Genomic DNA, 21,301 nt, shown 5'->3' with positions numbered 1-21,301 from the left:
GTTACATTTTCTTTTCACTCAAACATTAGGTCCTTAATCATCTGCCTTCCATTGGGAGGCTGGTTTTTCTGTATCTATTTGAGCTGCGAGAAATTAACTTTCTTGCGGCTTTTATTTTTTTTATACAGGAGGACAACTTGATGTCATTAATTAATGTTACCAACCTGACGTTTGCCTATGAGGGCAGCTACGATAACATATTCGAAAACGTGAATTTTCAGATCGACACCGATTGGAAGCTGGGGTTTACGGGAAGGAACGGAAGAGGGAAGACCACATTTCTTCAGTTACTGCTCGGCAAACATGAATACAGTGGAGCTATCTCTGCTAATGTCAATTTTGAATACTTTCCGTATCCTGTGCCAAACAAGAATAATCATACGCTGGATGTAATCAACGAAATCTTTCCGGACTATGTTCACTGGCAATTCATGCGTGAGCTCTCGTTGCTGAAGGTTGATGAAGACGTTCTATATCGTCCATTTGCTTCTTTGTCAAACGGTGAGCAGACGAAAGTGCTCCTGGCCGCCTTGTTTATTAAGGAAAACAGTTTTCTGTTGATCGATGAGCCTACGAATCATCTGGACATGAATGCTAGAAAATGGGTCAGTAATTATCTGAATACCAAAAGCGGATATATTCTGGTATCTCACGACAGATCCTTTCTGGATAACTGTGTGGATCACATCCTGTCCATCAACAAAACCAACATTGAGATTCAAAAAGGTGATTTTTCCAGCTGGTGGGAGAATAAGAAGAGACAGGATAACTTTGAATTTGCACAGAACGAGAAGCTTAGAAAAGACATTAAGCGCCTATCGGATTCTTCCAAGCGTACGGGGAACTGGTCTCACGAAGTGGAAAAAACCAAAAACGGAACCAGAAATTCCGGCTCCAAGGTAGACAAAGGCTATATTGGCCATAAGGCTGCCAAGATGATGAAACGTTCTAAATCCATTGAGCAAAGACAGCAATCGGCGATTACCGAAAAGTCCAAACTGCTGAAAAATATAGAAAGCTCGGACACCTTGGAAATCTCACAGCTTGCTTATCATAAAAATGTGCTTGCTGAGCTTGAACAGGTCACTATATTTTATGGAGAAAAGCAGGTTTGTGCAGACGTGAGTTTTACGATTGAACAGGGGGAGCGAATCGCGCTTTCGGGTAAAAATGGCTCAGGAAAATCAAGTATCCTCAAACTAATCTGCGGCGTGGATATAGACTACACTGGCAGCTTCACAAAGGACAGTCAGCTAAAAATATCCTACGTGTCCCAAGATACCTCGCATTTGCAGGGCAGTCTGACAGATTACGCCCGGGACAACGGGATTGACGAAAGCCTTTTCAAATCTATTCTGAGAAAGCTTGATTTCTCCAGAGTGCAATTCGAGAAGGATCTATCCGCTTATAGCGGCGGCCAGAAGAAGAAGGTACTGATTGCCAAAAGCCTGAGCGAGCAGGTTCATCTGCATATCTGGGATGAGCCGCTGAATTTCATCGATGTCATTTCCCGTATGCAAATTGAAGAGCTGCTACTGGAGTATTCTCCAACGATACTTTTTGTGGAACATGACAGCGAGTTCTGCAACAATGTCGCAACAAAGATGGTTGAGCTTTGACCAGGGACAGAGACGCAGGGAGGTCGGAAGCCAATGAGCGTGATTGAAGCCTATATCACCAACCTTGGCCGCTACAACAAGGGCCATTTGGACGGGGAGTATTTAAGGAGTTCTCGACTCGTGGGCGCTACGTACGAAGGGCCACACCCTTTAAAGGAAGTGTGAATTAACGGCTGTCCCTTGGTAATAATATTTAGGAGAGTGTGTTGTGAGCGAGAACAACCAGTTGCGGGATGTGTTTGACGCGATTGCAGATCCAACTAGGCGCCGACTGATTCGTCTGTTAGCAGAGGCATAGAAACGAGATTCAGGCTAAACGCCTCTCCACTCAGAGAAATTCAAGATTGAGTGGCTGTCTACAGCAAGTTCTGGAGTACGAATATGTTGCGCTTGAACCAACTATTAGAGGAGGAAGCAGAATGAGTTTAACATTATCCTTGGATTTTCAGTTCACGACATCGATCAAGAAAGTTTGGTCCGCCTTAACCGATTCAAGCAAGCTTGCCAAGTGGGTCATGGAAAATGATTTTAAGCCCTTCGTTGGACACCGTTTTCAGTTTCGCACGCAGCCGACCGAATGGTGGAATGGAATTATTGACGGCGAAGTGCTTATCGTGGACGCACCAAACCGGTTGTCCTATACTTGGGAAAGCGGAGAGAAGCACACGGTTACCTGGAAGCTACAGGATTTAGGGGACGGAAAGGTTAACCTTCATCTCGAACAAACCGGAATCTCAAATGATCAAGCACTCGCAGGTGCTAAGTATGGTTGGAGTAATTGGTTCGGCGAGTTTGAAAAGGTGTTGGAACAATAATCGCATTGGGTACTAAAACATCTCCTTCCCCAATGCTAAATTAATGGGTACGATAGTGAAATAGCCCAACATCATAAAACAGATCACTTAATGGTATCTATATGCCCATCAAGTGATTTGTTTTTACATGATGAGTTAATTAATTATTTTCAAGTTTAAAAACTTTACTGACGGAAGATGTCAGTAAAGTTTTTTTATAATAGGGTATATCGATTAATTAATTACAAAAGGAGTGTGTATTATGCATACAAAAAAAGTATATCTTTATGTATTTGATACGATGTCAGACTGGGAGGTAGGTTATTTAATTGCTGAACTAAACTCGGGAAGGTATTTTAAAAAAGAATTAGCGCCTTTAGAGGTGGTTGTAGTAGGCGTTGATAAAAATCCTGTTACTACAATGGGAGGATTGAAAATACTACCTAGTATTTCTATTGATGAGTGTATTTTGGAAAGTACTGATGTTTTAGTTCTTCCAGGCGGTAATACTTGGATAGAAGCAATTCACGAACCTATATTGAAAAAAGTTTCTAAATCTTTAAAAGAAGGTACTGTTGTTGCGGCGATTTGTGGTGCAACAGTGGGACTTGCAAAGATGGGATTGCTAGACTCAAGAAGGCATACAAGCAACAATCTGGAATATATGAAAATGATTTGTCCTAATTATATTGGAGACAAATATTATGAAATGGAGCCAGCAGTAACTGATGGGAATTTAGTTACTGCATCAGGAATAGCTCCGTTGGAATTTGCGATGCATGTATTGAAGGTGCTAGATGTATTTGCACCAGAAACATTACATTCATGGTTCAATCTTTATCAGACTCATGAACCAAAATACTTCTTCGAGTTAATGAATTCTATCAAATAGCTGATAAGTAAACCAAAATACAATTGATAGTAGTAGTGATTAAGACTTTATTTTCGAATGTCGGGCCTGGTTGTTTTACGCTTCTTCCTCAATGACTCCCAAAGCGCGGTTCTTCTCTTTAAATCGCTCATTGTGGGAGGATACATACGCCATAATAGGCGCTTCCGGGTCCATATACAGCTTGGCACTGTTCAGGGCCAGAATGCCACTGGTGAAGGTGCCTGCGATCAGTTCAACCTTGTTGTCGTAAGCTACAAAGTCTCCTGCGGCGAAGACCCCAGGGATGTTCGTCGTCATTCCCTCTCCAACCTGCAAGTTCCATTCACCAAGGTCCAGGCCCCATTCCCGTATCGAACCGTAATCGCATTTCATCCCATGATTGACGATCACAGCGTCGACCTCTAGCTGCTCACGCTCATTGGTCTCCGTATGAGACAGGGTTACGCTGTCAATGCTGGTCCCGTTGCTGCTATGGAGCGCTTCAACCGTATAAGGCGTGCAGACCCGAACGGAGGAATTTTTCATCGTCGTGACACTTCGTTCCAAACCGCCGAAGCTATCTCGTCGGTGCACGATGGTCACGCTCTCGGCTATTGGCTCCAGCTCATTGGCCCAATCCACCGCAGAATCGCCCCCGCCCGAAATCAGTACCCGTTGTCCGCGGAAATGTTCCAGCTCCTGCACAGTGTAGTACAGGTTGGTTACTTCGTAGCGGTCGGCACCATCCAGCTCCAGCTTGACCGTTTGGCGAGCGCCATAGCCGATGGCGAGAATGACCGTTCTGGTCAGATGTTGTTCACCGCTCTGAGTCGTGAGGAGGATGGTGCCATTCACCTGTGGATCAAAGCCCGTCACACGCTGACCAAGCACAATCACAGGATCAAACGTACGTGCCTGTCCGATGAGCTGCGCAATGAGTTGCTCGCCGCGAATGGGCGGCATGGCCCCGACATCCCATATCATTTTCTCCGGATAGGTCAGAACCCGTCCGCCCAGCTCTGGCTGAGCTTCTATAATCTTCGTTTTCAGTTCTCGCATTCCGCTGTAAAAAGCAGTATATAGTCCGGCGGGTCCGCCGCCAATAATGGTTACATCAAATAATTCAAGAGATTCTGTCATCGTTAGCCTCCAAACTGAATCGGATCGTTATAAAATTACTTCTTTAAAATGACGGGAAGCTCTTTAATCAGCTCTTCCCTTGCAAGCGGGTCTGTTGTAATGCCTAGTCCGCCATGGATGAAATACACTTTATCGGCTTTGATTGCGGGCAGACTGCTCCAAATAGGTCCTTTAATCATATTTTTGACTTCCGCCAGCTCGGCATCATCAAAGTACACAATAAAGATTCGGTCACCGGAAATCTTGGGAAGCAGCTCGGCAGAAATATTGGCATAGCCGTAATCATCCGGGTTTTCGATCATTTTCTGAATGGCAGGAGTAGGCTGGAAGCCTTCCTTGTGGTAGACAAAAGTCGTCAGATAGCTGGTGGTGTAGACGCTCAGTCTTTTCTGGCCGACCATATACTGGTACACGGAAGCCGTTTCGCCTTTCTTGATCGTTCCATCCAGCTGCATCGCTCTCCACATCTTGACAATATCCGCGTTATGACGGGTGAGGAAATCTTCAGCTTGCTTTTCATAGCCGAACCAGTCGCCAATCCGCTTAATACGGACGGGCATCGGGTCCCATTCATTCGTCAGGATGACGGGAGCGATCTTGGATAACGTCGCGTTATACTTCTCGTCCGTGGTAGAGGTGATGATTAGATCCGGCTTCAGCTCAATGAGCTTTTCCATGTTGGGTGGCCAACTGATATCTGCGATATCCTTCACTTCATCCTTATACACGGAATATTGCAGACCCCCCTGAACCAAACCGACAGGCTTGATGCCGAACAGCAGCAGGTCACCAACCGTATTATCCGTGTAAACGATCCGCTTGGGCGATTTCGGAATTTCTACCTGTTTGCCGTAAGCGTCGGTTACGATATGGGTTCCTGTTTCCTCCGTTTGGCCTGCTGTAGCGCTTTTCTTCTCTGACGGTGCAGACGGACTGCTGCAAGCTGTTGTGACTAAAATAAGTAGGCATAAGATGAAAAAGGTTGTCGACTTGCCTGTGTTGCGAAACATTGCAATCCCCCTGTATGTAAATGCAGTCATTGATAATCATTATCAATAAACCAAGTGTAATACCGGACAGGGCTGTAATCAATGGAAGAATGGGACGTTTTTTTTGTAGGATCAGGCTGTTAAGAACAGAAGCAGTCATTGAAATTCATAGGTGTATTAGGTATGATGAATCCAAATGATAATCATTCTCAAATAAGGAGCGTTAAGTTTTGGATCTAAATCACATCAGAGCCGATTATTCTATTCCCAGTACCTATTTCGAGCTTCATGGACTAGTTCACAGAACATTTTCCGGTAGGGATAGAATTCCGCTTCAAAATATAGATACGGGTTTGCTAGTCGTTGTTGAAGAAGGGGAAGGGACACTCGACTGCAATGGCAGTGAGCACCCATTGCACTATGGAGTTCCATATGCCATAAATTCGGGACACACGGTGAAAATCACAGCAAACGACGATACAGTATTGTCATTGTGGCTGATTGCTTTTTCTCCGCATGGCCCTACGGGAAGCTCGCTTGAACCCCTTATGGAAACACGGGAGCAGAGCGTACCAGATTACAGATCCATACTGCAAAAAATAAAAGCCATCGAAAAACGCCGCCATGCGCAGGCCACGAAGGAACAGATTGTGGTACACATTCAATTCCAAAAACTGATGGGGATGATTGCAGAAGAAACAAGCGCTCTTGAGCAGGATACCGCAAGCCACAATACCAAAGCGAATGTATTGGAGATTATTGCCCAGTTGCAGAGACGCTATGCCGAAGAGATTACCGTGGATGAGCTTGCGGCCCAGGCGCGGATCAGCAAGCGGAGGTTCACCCACTGGTTTAGGCAGCTGACGGGAACAAATCTGTCCGGTTACATGACAACCTTGAGGATGGAGCATGCCAAGCGTATGCTGCTGCGCGGAGAGCGCATGAAGGAGGTGGCGGCGCTGGTCGGCTACGGGGACGAGTTCTATTTCAATCGGCGGTTTAAGCAGATGGAGGGCGTCTCCCCGGGACAGTTCATTCTGAACCATAGAAAGAAGCCGATCAATATTTGTGCGATGAGCTGTCTGGGTCATTTGCTCGCGCTTGGTATACGTCCGGCTGCGGTTGCTAAAAATTTATCGAATGATCATTACCTACGGAAATTGAGTGCGGATATTCACAAGGTTAACAGCGTGCCGCTGGACCCGCAGGAAATTGCTTATTTGCAGCCGGAGTTTATTCTGGTCGGGAGTCAGGAGGAATACGACGCATTGTCGACGATTGCGCCCACTCAGATTTTTTCGCAAAATGATCATAAGCCGTTCGAATTGCTTCGCAAGCTGGCAGAGACTTTCGGTAAAGGTCCCGAAGCGGAACGGGTTATTCGATCGTACAATCGTAAGGTACAGCGCCTAAGGCCCAAATTAAACGGTATTGTTCAGAGCACGGATACATTTGCGACGATGGAAATTCGAGACGACTCGGTCTATGTATTCGGTAATTACTGGTGCAGGGGAGCTTATAATCTGTATGACGGGCTTGGGTTACATGCGCCGGATATCATTCAGAAGGAATTGATTGATCGACAGGCTTACCGACTTATTACTGAGGAGCAAATACAATCCTACGCAGGGAATCATCTGTTCGTGACGGTAGTTGATCCCGAGCGTTATGAGCGTCTATGCAGTATGAAGTGGTGGCAGGAAATGCCTGCGGTGAAGCAAAATCAGGTTTACATTACCGACTACTCCGAGTTTGCTGTGACGGACCCCATTTCGATGCCCTACCAATTGGATATTCAGATGAAATTGTTGCTGGAGCGGAAGAATTTACTCAAGCTCCCTTAAGGCTCCATCGACTGCCGACCTCCCTTTGCCAGCCGTACTTACTACTATTAATTGGGGTGAGCTACAGGTCGCAAGAGATAATGAACGAAAGCATTCAAAAAATACATGTTGAAAATAGTACCATATCGTACTATAATTTTAGTACGATATGGTACTATTTTCGAGAAAATGGAGGTGCAAATGGGAATTATAAAAGGAAGATCTGTTTTTTTATCAGCATCAATAGATGCATTGCTGGCTAGAATAGTTTCAAGAAAACACAGGGAATCTGAGGTTGATACTTTAACAGCAACACAAGCAAGGATTTTGTTTTATCTTTGGACAAAAGACGAAATACCTATACATGAAATCTCAAGGATTACCAATCTTCAAAAGTCAACTTTAACGAGTATATTAACTAAGTTGGAAAAAGCAGGACATATCAGTTTTATGCCTTGTCAAACAGACAAACGGAAAACAATAATTAAAGTAGTGAATAGAAATGAAAATCTAGTGGAATTGAACAAAAAGATTATTGATGAAGTCGGAGAGACTTTTTACAAGGGATTTAGCGAGGATGAAATAGCATTGTATCAAAGTTTCTTAATAAGAACTTTAGATAATCTGATAGAATGCGAGAATGAAAAAAAATGAGAATCTATTCAAGGAGAGAGAGTATGAATAAAAAACTAAGAATGGTATCCTTCGCACTTTTAGCAACATTGGCTTTTGCCACACAAAAGGAAAGTTTCGCAGCAGCTGAAAGTCCTCCTACAGATGTTATTAGTATGGCTCCTACCTATAAAGATGTGGTGTATGCAACCGTAACTAATGACGATGGAAAAAAAAGAGAGTTAAAAATGAACATCTTCAAGCCGGAGGGTGTAACCGAAGCAACTCCTGTCTTGGTGTATGTTCATGGAGGAGGATGGCTTATAGGGGACTATCAGGGCGATGATGCTCCTAAAGATGCAAAAAAGGAAACAGCCACACTACCAAATCGACCAGTACAAATGACAGGTAGAGCCACAGATCAAGTGGCTACAGATTCAGCATACCAAGTTTTCAAAAAAGTATTAGAGAATAAAATTACTTTCGTTTCCATAGATTATCGGCTAAGTGGCGAAGCTATTTTCCCGGCTCCAATTTATGATGTTAAGGGCAGTATCAGATATCTGCGTGCACATGCCAAGGAATACGGTATTGATCCAGAAAAAATTGCAGTAGCAGGAAATTCTGCAGGTGGACATCTGGCTACCGAACTCGCTGTTACCAGTGATATAAAAGAGCTTGAAGGTGATGTTGGGGGCAATCTTGAGTATTCAAGCAAAGTAATGGCTGCAGTTGATTTTTACGGTCCAACAGATATGTTTACCATGGGACCTGAGATGGACCCAACCCTGCAATCTCCTGAGGAGGCAGCCGAAACACATGACTCTCCACAAGCAGCTGAAGCCAAACTTCTTGGATTTGATAAAGAAGGACAGGGTGTGGCAGTCCTGAGAGATATTCGGGATAAAAAACAAACCAATTCTCCTTATTGGGAAAAAGTAAAGTTGGCAGAATTGGCAAGTCCTATAAATTATGTATCTTCAGATGATCCACCCATGTTTATTGCACATGGAGGACGTGACAGTTTAGTATCTATTCAACAAAGTTGGAGACTTAGAGATACTCTTAACCATGCAGGAGTAGAAAATATTTTTATGTCTAACTCTAAAGCTCCCCACGGTGGCCAGGGTGAAGATGTCAATAATGCAGCTATAACTTGGGTAACAAAAAAATTGCTTAATAACTAAGCTATTCTAAATATTCATGTTATTTTATTAAAAAAAGGGAGCCCCATTTATGGCGGTTCCCTTACCCATTGGATATCAAGATGAAATTGTTGGTTGAACGGAAGATGCCGACCGAACAATAGGATCAGATAATTTTGTAGCGGAAAATGCTCATATGTGAGATGTCATGATGATTTTAGAACTCTATCCTGAGGGGTAGGGCTCTTTTTGGTTTGTTCTATTTAATAAATAGTCTGTGCTTGTTTGGTGGAAATTGGCCAGTCTAATTAAAATCTCCGTTGGAATGTCTATATCACCGCGTTCATAGTTGCTGTATATCCGCTGGCTACAATTCAGATACTCGGCCATTTGAGTTTGAGTTAAATCTTTATCTTCGCGCAAATCTCGAATCCGTTGATACATCTTGTTCACCTCTAAACAAGAATATCTTAGCGAAATAATCGCTATTGATTTTTAGCGAATATTTCGCTAAAATTAGTCAGAGGATTAATAATACATATCAAGAAGGAGTAGGTCATGAGTATCTTGGAGAACTTTTATTACGGAAAATGTAACCCAAGTGAACGGATCAAATCGAAAGACACTGAGTTTGAACTGGTTTCTCAGAGAATAGCCGATGCTGAGGAAGCCCTCAAAACAAAATTGCCAGAACAGGATTACAAATTAATTGAAGAACTTTCGGATTTACATGATGTTTTAATTTCCTTATTGTCCGCTTCCGCTTATATTGAGGGTTATAAAATGGGAGCATTAATGATGATTGAAGTATTTGACGGGAAAGAAGGAATAATATAGGCAGTTCAGAAGAATGAAGGAGTCGATTATAAAAATTTTTGAAAGGTAGCTCCTTCATGCGGAGTTACCTTTTTTATATCTAAAAGGAGCTAACCTGCCGGGTAAGGCTTTTTTTGTTTCGTTCTGTTTAACAAGTAGTCTGTGCTTGTGCTATGGAAATCAGCTAGTTTGATTAGAATCCTCGTAGGAATATCAACATCACCGCGTTCGTAATTGCTATATATTCGCTGACTGCAATTCAAATATTCAGCCATTTGGGTTTGAGTCAAATCTTTATCTTCACGCAAATCTCGGATTCTTTGGTACATCTTACTCACCTCCAAACCAAGAATATCTCAGCGAAATAATCGCTATTTATTTTTAGCGATTATTTCGCTATTTAGCCGGAGGATTTTATTTAGATGAAAAGGAGAAGAAGATAAGTATTTTTATTTAAGGTAGAGGATTTAAATGATGTTTTAATTTCTATATTATCTGCTTCCGATTATATTTCTGGGTACATGACGGGTGCTTTGATGATGTTAGAAATATTTGACGGGAGAATTTATCGAAACTAAGGTACACCTTTGTAAAGTAAAAGGAAGGACCGAACGCAATAGCGTACCGGCTTATTTATATGAGGATGTTGTTTCAAACTCATCATATAGTTGTGAATCAAACATATTGCAAGAGATTGATCCGTCTTCTAATTTTATGGTCATAGGTCATAGAGATTAAATCTTCTTATTCTTAAGACAATTGGGGTTAAATATATTGTTGAGAAAATTAAGCCTTAAAAGATGATTACACAATTACATGGATACAGTAAAATAGATGAATACCTTTATTGAATAAAGATAGTCATATATTGGAAAATTCAGGATGAATTTAAAGTTCATTGAATAAAATGCGCAGATAAAGCTTAGATGAACACAAGAGAGTTCAAAATTTGGATGTGTTAAGAATATGATTCAATCAATAGTTTATATCGCGCTGGTTGTAAAAGAATATGATGATACAATAGATTTTTATACAAAGAAGATAAATTTTACATTAATTAAAGATATCTAATGGCCAAAACAAGATAAACGATGGGTAATAGTATCACCTTCTGGTTCAGTTGGTACTACAATATTGCTATGAACTGACTCCAAATTAAACGACTAGGGGGCCAAGATCAAATGTCTTCTTTTAACAGATCTGACTTAGGGGCGCAGGCTTCTTGGAGAGGCTATTCTTCCCAAACTTTATATATTGCTTCTCGAATAGTGGAAGATGAGGATTCACTTAATTATTACCCTGAGCAATTAGAAGACTTACTAATAAAAATGAATGGAGAAGTATCTGAGGTTGTACAAGTTAAGGATTTAAGTACTAATATGAGTATGTCAAATCTTGCTTCCACCGCTCAATCTCTAAGCAATGAAGGCTTTTTCCGGAGAGTTACAAGTCTACGCGAATCTGAAACTATAAAGATAGTCGCTAAGGTCGTACATTTTGGAGAATTGGGAGATGAGCTTAAAGGTTTTATCAAAGGTGAAGAGCTAGCGCTAAATAGCTTCAAAAATAAACTAGTTAAAAGCCACGGTTTGGATTCAGAAGAGGCTGAATGGTTGATGAGTAGACTGGTATTTGAAAAGGTGGATAATGAGACACTCCTAACAAAAGTAACAAATCAGATTGAGAGTTATGTCCCAACCATGATCGCTCCCGCTTTAATGCAGGATCTGCTGATTCAATATGTATCAGACCTATCAAAAAACCAACAGTATACTTCTAAATCTACTTGGCAAGAGAAGATAAATCAGATCGGCCGAGATATGGCGTCACTTGATGGATATTTCAGAGAGTATGGAGGATCGCTCATAAGATTGTCGGATATTGATACTGGTAAAGATTATGAAGGATTGAGATTAGAATATGAACAAGGTGTGTCAGCCCATCCAGCTCATATACGTTTTTCATTGGATTTTGAACGAGTTAGCTGGCTAGAAAAAATTGATACTATTTTAGCTAAAAAAAAAGCAGCAATTGTAAAAGGCGCTTCTGGTCAAGGCAAAACTTCATTATGTTACAAGTATTTAATGAATAATTATTCAGAAGAGCTTGTGTTTTGCGTAAGACAAATTCAGACGCACGTACAAGCAGAAAATTTAGCAAAAGCGATTTTGGGATTGGCTAAACATTCGGATAACATTATTCTTTACGTTGATGTAAACCCAGGACAATTACATTGGACTTGGTTGCTTCGTGAGATTCAAGTTAGAGGAGGTAATGCCCCTCTTTTGGTATCTATCCGCGAAGAAGATTTTAAACAATCCAATATAGATATGAATGATGTAGCTTTTGATTTAATTGAACTGTCGTTAACCAAAGAAGAAGCGCTTAAGATATACGAGAAACAAACAGAAAGTAAGCCTCATGAATTGTTCCGTACTTTCGAAGAGGCTTGGCAAAAGTTTGGTGGCGAAGGCCCTCTTCTAGAATTTATGTATTTACTTAATAATCATCAAACTCTCAAACAACGATTAACTGTGCAGATCAATCGATTAATTGGTGAAGGCATAGAGGATGCGTGGTTAAATCTCTTATTACTCGTCTGTTATGTTGGCAGAGTAGATGGTTCTATATTTTTTGAAAAAGCAAGACAACTAGTGCAATGTCCAAATGCGCTTAGTGCTTTACGGCGAATGAGTGATGAATACTTAATTAGAAGTTCGGTAGATGGTAGATATATTGAGTCATTACACTCTGTAAGAGCCGATATCATCTTCTCAATTCTTCAAAAAGAGATGGTGTTGGAAGAAAGGAACATACTGTTGCAAAGCTTAGCTTGTGTAGATAATCATTTACCTCAATTGCTTCTTTTTCACTATTTTACGAATAATGAGATTGAAATAGGGTTGATTGGTCAGATTGCAGAAGTGGAGTATTTGGATTGGGTAGCATATGGCAGGACTCTAAATACAATGCTTTGGCTTGATGTTAAGCTGTTTGTTGACGAAAATAAGGGGATATTTGACATAATCTTCGAACAAAATGGATCAGCATGGAAAATGTTCGCCCCAATGGACATTTCAGGAGAAATAGCACCTGGTACGTTTGCAGCAACAGATTTCTTACAGCATGTTCACGCTAAAGAGAAAATGTTCTCTCATCTTGAGATGGTTAAAAAATCTTTTAAAAGTCTTACGCTGTCATATTTTATTACAGATAAATGGCTGGAGTTGTCATCAATTCCTACTAAACTTCCAGATAGTGATCTAGAGTGGTCTAATTTTGGTTATACTTTCTTTTGGGCGAAATTAAGAAAGAAAAAAATAGAAATACATTTTTCCAACCATGAGATACTTGCTGCTATGAAAGAAGGAAAGATAGAAAGTAAGATCGATGCTGCATTAGGGTTGTATCAACAAGGTTTTTTAGAACTGTATAATGACAGTGAACTGATCTTACGTAAAAGATTGATTTATCAGCATAAGATACTGCTTTTAAACGTAACTGAGGAGGAGGTTATATGTCATTTTATACCTCCATATTTTCAACAAACAACAGAAGCCGATAAGCATAAAAACTCAAACCACTACTGGACAATGAATATGATTGAAATGTTAAATCGTTTATATCCAAACAAAGAATCAATTTCAGTTAAATTAGTAGGGAGTGATCTATTAAAAAACGATCTGGGAATTGAATCTTTCGATCATGAACGAAAAATCTCAAAGGAAAATCGGCAAGAACGTTGGATTACTCAAGTGAATTCATGGTTGATTATGCGTGTTCAATTGATGCATCGGCCAGATAATTGGGATGTATACTTGAAGGAAATCTATCTTTTACGTAAAATGATGATCGAAACTTTACATGATTTTAAAGGTCTTATTGAATTTTTTTATAAGCGTCAATACTGGAATGTTTCAGAATCCAAAAAGTTTTTTTCTAAATTGGGTATTTTACAAGAAAGCATGCGTAGAGAAATGCTTTTTCCGAAAAATATTGTGGACACCTATGGAATAAGTGGTGAAGGCTTTAAAGATAATCCGAACTTATCTTTAACTAACAGTATGTCTACACAACCTTATAGAAAGTATAGAGAGAATCTTCACGGACTGATATCCGGCCTAGATAATTTCTTTAGCCAATTCCACGAAGTAATAGCCGCTAGAATCAACAATGAAAAAGTAAACTCGAATTTATCTTTGATAAATCTTTATGAGGCCTCAAAGTCAATGTTTTTTATGCAAATTGAATTTAAAAAGCTGTTTCAGCCTTATCTAGATGAAAATTATTTTAACTTTGCCGATGAAGAGCTCAATGAGATATTGATAAATTTAAATATGTGGGAAAGGGTGTTGGAACAAAAACCCATAGGCATCGGTTTATTTTACAATGCGAAAGAAATCCTTAAAAGAGCACCATCGGCTATTGATCAAAGCTTTCACAAAACCGTAGATTCTTTGAATCCTAATATTACAGTGATTGATATAGAGAAAGAGGGAAGCAATAAAAGATTTTTATTATATAGCGGAACTCTTTCTGAAACTTGTACAATTGAAGATCAATATCGATATTTTTGTCAGAACTTACGAGAAGATTGGAAGAACGCAAGAAATTTTAACAACTCAAAATGGGTTTTGGAGACTAGATGGCCAAGCCTTGTTTTTGTACCACTATATGAGGGTCTTCCGTTATTTGGTGGGTATGAAATACCGTTGTATCGGATTATTAGCATGTATGAAGCGGGTTTGCCGTTTACCCTATTTCCTGTAGAACTTCCGGAAGGGATTTATGCACTGTATGATCTGGACTCTGATGTATTTGAACGATGGAGGAAGGCAATAACAGATATCGGAACAATCAGACTGATGTTAATTCAATATAATCAAATTGTCGAAGAGGTATCTTCACTACAAGAAACAGAGGTAGAAACTCTTGTGGATTATTTCAGCACATTTATGTATAAGATTTCAGAACATTTAAAAAGTGCAACCAATATAATTCAAGAGGTGGCAGATTTATTAAGCGATTGTGAGTCACCTGAATTATTTGAGTTAATGAATGGTATTGTTCAAGGTGTAGGTGCCTTGGAATTCTTGCAGGATGATGTTGGCTCATTGTTAAGAGTAGAGGATATACCTGAGTCTTTGCTTCAAGCAACATTAGGGATGATTCTTCTTACACCATATCTCAAGAAATTTTAGTGATTTATGACGATCCTTAAAGTGACCCTTGAGCAACTCATGATGGTTTCCAAACAATTTGAGCTTGCACAGCAAACGGCAACTCAAATGAATAGCCATTTTATGCAGCAAATTTCGTCTATGGAATGAATTTGGGATGACATAACGAAGGAGTGATTCTACTACAAATTTCACATTTAACGGAATAATATGGAGTGTTTTGTTGCGCTTACAGACTCTATTGTAAAAGAACTTCGTCATCATGCTGATAAATTTAGATTGGTAGATGCTGAACAGGGAAATATGATCGGAGTTACCGGTAGTTTTCCTGCACTTGCGGCGTCCATGGTAATGATGAATACGAAGGGAGTAGAATAAGATAAGCCAGATTATGATGAATATGACAAGAAACTCGTAGGGAATATGTGGATTCTCAGCAAGAACGGTGTTACTAATCAAGAAGCAGCTAAAGCAACTCTGACCTAAAAATGATAAAAAAAGTTGGAGATACCCCAAGTATTGGAACACGAGATGGGATAACTCTTCACAGAAGTACAATAAATGGGATCGAAATAGAGGTAATGAAAGATGGAAATAAAGTAATCTCAGGTTTTTCTACAGGTGGTGTTCACACACCAGGTTTTAACTAAATAATATGGTTCATTAATTAATTTAATGGAGGAAACTAAATTGTATACAGATTTAGATGAATTTATAACAGAATACCAGCATACTACTGATTTTTGGTATGATGTAGGGTGCGTTATGGCATCTGAAAAGCTATCAAAGTTCAGTTCAAAAGATTGGCAGGAGCTATCAATTATTGTGCATAATAGACCGCTAGAATGGCAGAAAAAACTTGCTTATTGTTTGGATACTTCTTGCAACAAGTATGAACTGGAAATTCTATTATCATTGCTAAGTACTGAAGATGAGGAACTATTTGAGATATATATAGATACTCTAAGAAGCTTTACAACCCAAGAAAGCAAACAAATGATACTAGACAAACCGTCCATATTGAATCGTATAAATGATTTGCTTCCAAAAGCGGGTATTGTCTCTAAGAAGATGCTAGAGGATTTTCTAACGAGATTAAATTCATAGTGAGCCACATGATTTTAAAGACTTTTCAAAAGAAGAATGGATCAACAGTTATAAACGTTATTATAGACTTCTCCATTGAGTAACGGGTAAAACGAATGAACTAAACCGACCCCATAATTGGAGTCGGTTTTTACTTGCTGATTGGATAACCAACGCTTGAAACCTGAACTTTATAATTCCTGGCTAAGTTCTAATATCTGATCATTAACATTTACATTACTTAACCCCCCGTGATAACAAACCACGGATGCAATGTCGAGATCTAAATACTTTTTCAATGAGAGACGAGCTACATTCATATCCGGTGTGGTCGGGACATGAATTCCCCCGAGAATCCCGTTTACACTGTACATCGAATCCCCGGCAATGAGAGTCTTACTTTGCCTTAAATAAAGGCTGATATGACCAGGAGTATGCCCAGGAGTATGGATGACGCAAATCCTGCCGCAAAACGGCAGTTCCTGACCATCTATTAAGGTATCGTCCACTTTGCCCTTCGGGGGATTCTCAAGGTGACTATCTTTTAAAAGAGGTATCTCCCCCTGAATATACGGCTTATCCAGTTCGTGTGCATATACTTTAATATTATGGCCACACTCCTGCAAAATCTCGGGAAGACTGCCTATGTGATCCACATCCTGATGTGTCAAAATCACAGCTTTTAGTTTGTCTAACGACACGCCTACCTTTTCCATGGCCACGCGTAAATCTTCAATTTGCCCTGGGAATCCTGTGTCTATTAAAACAGCCATTTCTCGATCCCATAAAAGAATGGGGTGAATAATATTCCCATGAAAATCTAGATGAAGCATTTCTACTCCCTTTGAAATTTCCATAATATCGAGCCTCCGTAAAATGAAATTTATACATACAGCATTTTGCATCATTCGATTCCTAAACCATTTTTTTATACCCCTACTTTCCTGTTTTCAGTTCATTTCTCCTTGTAAACGTACTGAGACCGTAAAAAGATACGGAGGTTTCAATGAAAAAACTATTTGCGTAAATGGTGTAACTTTTACAACCACTTGTTCGTTTACATTGGAGGTAGCAAAAGACCTGCTTGACAGTGTTGTTCACCGCCCGTTTCTTTGGTAAATACTGTGGTTGTAATGGAAGTCGCATTGATTAATTCTTGTTGAATTTGTGCTAGTCGGCTACAAAGAGGAACACAAAGAAAAAGAGGCTGTCCCCTGTGCAGAGTTCTTTCTGCACAGGGAGACAGCTTCTTTTTGCCGAGCCATGACAACATAAGCTCTTGCACTATCAAACATTCTAGCAATCAAAGGTCACGGCTGGGGCTTGTTGTTCCTCATATCCTGGAGGCGATCCAGTACGATTTGCACGGCAATCGCATCATCCAGATAACCTAGTGGAAATACATAATCGGGGATGATATCTGTGGCGGAGACGAAGTACAATAAGCCGCTGCCGAGGATCGAGCGCTCCTCCAGGGTGATGTTATCGCTACTGTAGAGCTGATACATTCTCTTGAGCTCCTCAATGAACGGTCCCGCGCCGTTGACACTTTTTACTTTACCGTGAAAGTCATTGTGGATAATCCGCGCCCCTTCTTCGGTTAGGACATAGGGTTCGTATTTGCTCAGTTCTTTCTGAACCAGCTCGGCATTAAACTGGTGGTCAATGAGGTTGGAGGCTTGAAGAATTTCTTTAATGCTGTTGATGGAGGAGTAGATATCGTTCGGCTGGTTCTGATGAGTAGGGGGGGCGGGGGCACCATAACCAGCAGCTTGGAAGAGTGGAGCGGAAGGAACATCAAGATGAAGGGCAAAAGCTTCCAGATGTTCAGGCTTGGCTCTTTGCTTCCCGTTAACGATCCGCGATATCGTGGCCGTGTCAATGCCGGTAGCGGCGCTTAGCTTGCGCATAGACAAAGAACGTTCCTTCAGCAAGGAGACCAGTGTCTCGCCCAGTGTGACATTTCTCTTCTCATCGGACATTTGCAGTTCACCTCACCTTGTGTTGGTGTTGATCAAATGTTGAGGGGATCTCAACATTTTTAGAAATGATGAGCACCTTTTTGCAATATGCTCAATAGTATGACTGTAAATTGACAACAAGGAGTGAGAACCCGATGGTTGCTTGGCTTTTAATTTTTGGCTTTGCCATATCATCCAGTCTGGATAATTTGGGTGTTGGAATATCTTATGGGATTCGGGGGATCCGTATTAACTATTTATCAAATTTAATCATTGCGGTCATCTGTTTCATCCTTAGCATGACAGGGATCATATCCGGTCAGTGGCTGGCTAAGGTTCTTCCGGGCATATTCCCCGTCCTGATTGGAGCGTTATTGCTGTTCATTGTCGGTGCCCGCATCATTCTGCTGGCTGTACCGCGTAAGAAGCAGGAATCCAGTCAGGACAGTGAAGAAGCTGGGGAGGCTGTGTCAGGCGGATCACTCAAAGGAATTCTGCAAAATCCCGAAACCGTGGATAAAGACAAATCAGGATCTATTGGATACCTTGAGGCAGCGGTGCTGGGGGTTGCACTTGCCGCTAATGCCGTTACCAATGGGATCGGTGCAGGTCTGATAGGACTGTCACCGCTCGCGATCTCTCTGACTGCGGCAATTGGCAGTTATATCACGGTCTGGCTAGGTCTGATCCTGGGACAAAAATTGTCGGCGATTCGCATCGGTTCTTTCACATTAGGTCAGTTCAGCACGGTCTTAAGCGGAGTTATCATTATTTTGATTGCTTGCAATTCTTTCTTTGGGTAAGTAAGCGCACCGCTAATTCAAAGCATCCTTCCACTGTTGCAGTGGAGAGATGGCTTTTTCTTTGTGCGTTGTTCAGGTCCGGAAGGCAAGAGGCAAATTTCTGAGCTGGCCCTTTGACGAAGCCGTTGCAGAATGTGGAGGTGGCGCTCGCTTTGCGCTCACTACTCAACAGCCAGGTTCGCGCTGTCAACCGTCACATTCATCAGGATCATTTCTTTTTTCAAATTGCTCACACACGATGTCGATGCTAGTGCGTTCTTCATTGAACACCCAAATATCCCTGATCAAAAAATGCTAGTGAAAACAGCTTGTTGCCTGGCTTATTGCTTGGATCGTGAATTTGGTTACTGTTACGCATGTCCGCGATTAAAAGAAAAGGATCGGGCATTAATGAGAGCCAGAAACTAGAAAATAAAAAGAATGAACTGTCCATAGAACACTTAGCGTATCTAAAGCAATTTGAGCCGCATGATTAAACCGACCCCATAGTTGGAGTCGGTTTTTACTTGCCGATTGGATAACAACGATTGAAGCTATGGAACTACGATTTTGATGGGTATGTTGCGTATGAAAAATATATATTTACAGTTGTTATAGGAATTTTTTATTTCATTAAATGCTAACTCCCTGTGACCTGCTTGGCAGTGTTGCTCACCCCCCGTTTCTTTAGTAAATACTTTGGTTGTAATGGAAGCCGCATTTATTAATTCTTGTTGAATTTGTGGTAGTCGGCTAATAGGTACATATTGATCATCTTCTCCAGCTAATAAGAGAACATCTTGATTAATGAATGCTCCAATGCCTTGCATCGTGTGTTTTTCGAAATTTTTAATGAGACCAAAAGGAGTTGATTCACCGGTGTTTTCCATCCCTTTGGTAATCTTCCAATGTAAATCAATATTGTGAGTCATCATCTTTTCAAGTAAAGAATTCACTTGATCTACTTCATTATGATCGACTAGCTGCATCATACTCTGATACGTTTCTTCTGGCATACCCATTTTTAAGGCATCTAAACCACAATAGAAGATGTTAAAGGCAACTACTTTATCGATTCTCTTTTCGAAAGCTGCAGCACGCATAGCCAGATACCCTCCCCAAGAAGCACCTATGAGGCTTACACGATCTAATTTGAAATAATCAATCACCGTTGATATGGGCTTTTCCCAGTTATGAATGAATTTTAGACCGTTTTTTAATGCAGTTCCTTGGCCTGGACCATCGAATACAATAATATTGTAATCAATTCCTTTCATGAATTTCATCATTTTAAGCAACTCTTCCATGTAAGAGTCATAACCACCAAAGACAAGTAATGTTTTTTTAGCTCCAGGTGTCATTAATTTGACAGCAGGGAGATAGGAGTCCTCATAAGGAATTTTGTAGGATTCATAATCAAAATCATGAAAGCCTTTATAGAAGGTTTCTCTATATTTGTGATACATTTTTTCTTTATTGGGATCTATGGGTGCAAGATAAAATTCTGCAGCTTGATAGTAGACTGAGGCTAAATCATAGTCCTTGCTATCTTCACGTTTCTTTGCAAAATCCAGCCAGGCTTCATACCAGCTGTGGGTATCGATTAATTTCGGAATGATTATTTCTAAATCAGCTCCGGCTCGATCATCTTCTTGGTAATAATCATTGATAAAACGATTGATTTGAAGATTAAATTGTTCGTTATTTACATATTGCTTAAACATATATTTTCCTCCTTCGATTGGGGTATGTGCTTACTATAGAGCATAGTTACTACTTAAAACATAATTAATATCGTATCATCTGTAGGATATCTTACATGTTATACATGAAGTGTTCGAAAACTTACACAAAAGGAGCAAGTGGTTAAATGAATGAAGATATCAGAATTTACAAAACAAAAATCGCTATTGAACGAGCTCTCATTGAATTACTCCAACAAAATGATTTTAAAGATATTACGATCAAAAAAATTTGTGATCAATCTCTTATCGGACGTTCTACTTTTTATAGTCATTTTTTGGATAAGTACGACTTGCTAGAAAAAATAGTTAAACAGTATGCTTCTGATTTTAAAATTGAGATTGAACAGCGTTTTGTTTCAATGGAAGATGGCAAAGTGGCCAATGCCATAGAACTTGTAACCGATAAAATGATTAAAAATAAGCTCGAGATTTCAACATTATTGGCCGTTCATGAGGTAACAGCTGATCTACGTAAGGAATTTGAACAAATTTTGTTTAGGACTTGCTTAGCTTATTTAAAGCAACAGATGTCTTCAAGTTCGATCGCATTGGAGTATTTAGCTGAACTATATGCTGCTAACTCCATGATGTCTATTCATTGGGTTTTGAAAAATGGCAAAGATGCTAACATCATTCTTTTTTTAGATCAAATGCAGGAATATATTTTTAACCAGTTACGATCCTAATTACTATGTCAAGTTCAGTGATTCCAATTCATGTACTATTGGAGAAGCATTT

At 40.3% G+C, this 21,301-nt stretch carries 18 protein-coding genes and 3 pseudogenes; 14 read left to right on the top strand and 7 right to left on the bottom strand.

Annotated features, from left to right (window positions below):
- Nucleotides 1–140: 140 nt before the first annotated feature.
- From ABH897_RS14535 to ABH897_RS14520, 4 genes and pseudogenes are all read left to right on the top strand, one after another.
- On the top strand, nt 141–1,619 hold the full coding sequence (locus ABH897_RS14535; RefSeq protein ID WP_404518988.1) for an Lsa family ABC-F type ribosomal protection protein: 1,479 nt from the start codon (nt 141–143) through the stop codon (nt 1,617–1,619).
- A 208-nt stretch (nt 1,620–1,827) separates the two neighbouring features.
- Nucleotides 1,828–2,042: pseudogene (locus tag ABH897_RS14530) on the top strand (hypothetical protein).
- Nucleotides 2,039–2,434: an SRPBCC family protein gene (locus ABH897_RS14525; RefSeq protein ID WP_283655966.1), complete on the top strand. Its 396-nt coding sequence runs from the start codon at nt 2,039–2,041 to the stop codon at nt 2,432–2,434. Before ABH897_RS14530 ends, ABH897_RS14525 begins: the two are co-directional and overlap by 4 nt.
- Before the next feature lie 241 nt (nt 2,435–2,675).
- Nucleotides 2,676–3,305: a type 1 glutamine amidotransferase family protein gene (locus ABH897_RS14520; RefSeq protein ID WP_404518987.1), complete on the top strand. Its 630-nt coding sequence runs from the start codon at nt 2,676–2,678 to the stop codon at nt 3,303–3,305.
- A 75-nt stretch (nt 3,306–3,380) separates the two neighbouring features.
- Here the strand turns inward: ABH897_RS14520 and ABH897_RS14515 are convergent, their stop codons facing one another.
- Both ABH897_RS14515 and ABH897_RS14510 read right to left on the bottom strand, forming a co-directional pair.
- Nucleotides 3,381–4,424 carry an NAD(P)/FAD-dependent oxidoreductase gene (locus tag ABH897_RS14515; RefSeq protein WP_283655968.1) on the bottom strand — a complete coding sequence of 348 codons (1,044 nt, stop codon included), beginning with the start codon at nt 4,422–4,424 and terminating at the stop codon, nt 3,381–3,383.
- A 35-nt stretch (nt 4,425–4,459) separates the two neighbouring features.
- The gene (locus ABH897_RS14510) at nt 4,460–5,434 is read right to left on the bottom strand and encodes an ABC transporter substrate-binding protein (RefSeq protein ID WP_404592276.1); all 975 of its coding nucleotides are present in this window, start codon (nt 5,432–5,434) and stop codon (nt 4,460–4,462) included.
- A 209-nt stretch (nt 5,435–5,643) separates the two neighbouring features.
- Between ABH897_RS14510 and ABH897_RS14505 the strand changes: the two genes are divergently transcribed.
- The 3 genes from ABH897_RS14505 to ABH897_RS14495 all read left to right on the top strand — a co-directional run bounded on the left by ABH897_RS14505 (nt 5,644) and on the right by ABH897_RS14495 (nt 9,035).
- The gene (locus ABH897_RS14505; RefSeq protein ID WP_283655970.1) at nt 5,644–7,257 is read left to right on the top strand and encodes a helix-turn-helix domain-containing protein; all 1,614 of its coding nucleotides are present in this window, start codon (nt 5,644–5,646) and stop codon (nt 7,255–7,257) included.
- A 180-nt stretch (nt 7,258–7,437) separates the two neighbouring features.
- Complete coding sequence (locus ABH897_RS14500) at nt 7,438–7,890, top strand: MarR family winged helix-turn-helix transcriptional regulator (protein WP_404521857.1); 453 nt, start codon at nt 7,438–7,440, stop codon at nt 7,888–7,890.
- Nucleotides 7,891–7,913: 23 nt separating this feature from the next.
- Entirely contained in the window at nt 7,914–9,035 is a 1,122-nt protein-coding gene (locus ABH897_RS14495; protein ID WP_404592274.1) for an alpha/beta hydrolase fold domain-containing protein, read from the top strand.
- Nucleotides 9,036–9,218: 183 nt separating this feature from the next.
- On the opposite strand, the gene ABH897_RS14490 is transcribed toward ABH897_RS14495, so the two are convergent.
- Nucleotides 9,219–9,437 carry a helix-turn-helix domain-containing protein gene (locus ABH897_RS14490; RefSeq protein ID WP_404592272.1) on the bottom strand — a complete coding sequence of 73 codons (219 nt, stop codon included), beginning with the start codon at nt 9,435–9,437 and terminating at the stop codon, nt 9,219–9,221.
- Between the two features lie 114 nt (nt 9,438–9,551).
- Here ABH897_RS14490 and ABH897_RS14485 point away from each other — a divergent pair, with 114 nt between their 5' ends.
- Nucleotides 9,552–9,830, top strand: a complete 279-nt coding sequence (locus ABH897_RS14485) for a DUF6809 family protein (RefSeq protein ID WP_404592270.1) — start codon at nt 9,552–9,554, stop codon at nt 9,828–9,830.
- 89 nt (nt 9,831–9,919) lie between these two features.
- Here the strand turns inward: ABH897_RS14485 and ABH897_RS14480 are convergent, their stop codons facing one another.
- Nucleotides 9,920–10,138, bottom strand: a complete 219-nt coding sequence (locus ABH897_RS14480; RefSeq protein ID WP_404592269.1) for a helix-turn-helix domain-containing protein — start codon at nt 10,136–10,138, stop codon at nt 9,920–9,922.
- Nucleotides 10,139–10,775: 637 nt separating this feature from the next.
- Here ABH897_RS14480 and ABH897_RS14475 point away from each other — a divergent pair.
- The 4 genes and pseudogenes from ABH897_RS14475 to ABH897_RS14460 all read left to right on the top strand — a co-directional run.
- Nucleotides 10,776–10,949, top strand: a pseudogene (locus ABH897_RS14475) (VOC family protein); the annotation flags it as partial.
- A gap of 41 nt (nt 10,950–10,990) precedes the next feature.
- Nucleotides 10,991–15,010, top strand: coding sequence for a hypothetical protein (locus ABH897_RS14470; protein ID WP_404592267.1), 4,020 nt, complete (start codon nt 10,991–10,993; stop codon nt 15,008–15,010).
- Between the two features lie 6 nt (nt 15,011–15,016).
- Nucleotides 15,017–15,295: pseudogene (locus tag ABH897_RS14465) on the top strand (WXG100 family type VII secretion target); the annotation flags it as partial.
- A 384-nt stretch (nt 15,296–15,679) separates the two neighbouring features.
- Entirely contained in the window at nt 15,680–16,096 is a 417-nt protein-coding gene (locus ABH897_RS14460) for a hypothetical protein (protein ID WP_404592265.1), read from the top strand.
- A gap of 170 nt (nt 16,097–16,266) precedes the next feature.
- Here the strand turns inward: ABH897_RS14460 and ABH897_RS14455 are convergent, their stop codons facing one another.
- Entirely contained in the window at nt 16,267–16,932 is a 666-nt protein-coding gene (locus ABH897_RS14455; RefSeq protein ID WP_283655975.1) for an MBL fold metallo-hydrolase, read from the bottom strand.
- A gap of 453 nt (nt 16,933–17,385) precedes the next feature.
- Nucleotides 17,386–18,057, bottom strand: coding sequence for a DUF1232 domain-containing protein (locus ABH897_RS14450; protein ID WP_283655976.1), 672 nt, complete (start codon nt 18,055–18,057; stop codon nt 17,386–17,388).
- 134 nt (nt 18,058–18,191) lie between these two features.
- On the opposite strand from ABH897_RS14450, the gene ytaF reads away from it, so the two are divergent.
- On the top strand, nt 18,192–18,839 hold the full coding sequence (gene ytaF / locus ABH897_RS14445) for a sporulation membrane protein YtaF (protein ID WP_283655977.1): 648 nt from the start codon (nt 18,192–18,194) through the stop codon (nt 18,837–18,839).
- A gap of 533 nt (nt 18,840–19,372) precedes the next feature.
- Here ytaF and ABH897_RS14440 read toward each other — a convergent pair.
- On the bottom strand, nt 19,373–20,542 hold the full coding sequence (locus tag ABH897_RS14440; protein WP_283657912.1) for an alpha/beta fold hydrolase: 1,170 nt from the start codon (nt 20,540–20,542) through the stop codon (nt 19,373–19,375).
- A 146-nt stretch (nt 20,543–20,688) separates the two neighbouring features.
- Here ABH897_RS14440 and ABH897_RS14435 point away from each other — a divergent pair, with 146 nt between their 5' ends.
- Entirely contained in the window at nt 20,689–21,249 is a 561-nt protein-coding gene (locus ABH897_RS14435; protein WP_283655978.1) for a TetR/AcrR family transcriptional regulator, read from the top strand.
- Nucleotides 21,250–21,301 lie beyond the last annotated feature (52 nt).

Source organism: Paenibacillus sp. RC73, assembly GCF_044908085.1.
Lineage (GTDB): Bacteria > Bacillota > Bacilli > Paenibacillales > Paenibacillaceae > Paenibacillus > Paenibacillus terrae_A.
The sequence above is the reverse complement of the archived record's forward strand: the minus strand, read 5'-3'. Positions and strand labels throughout refer to the sequence as shown.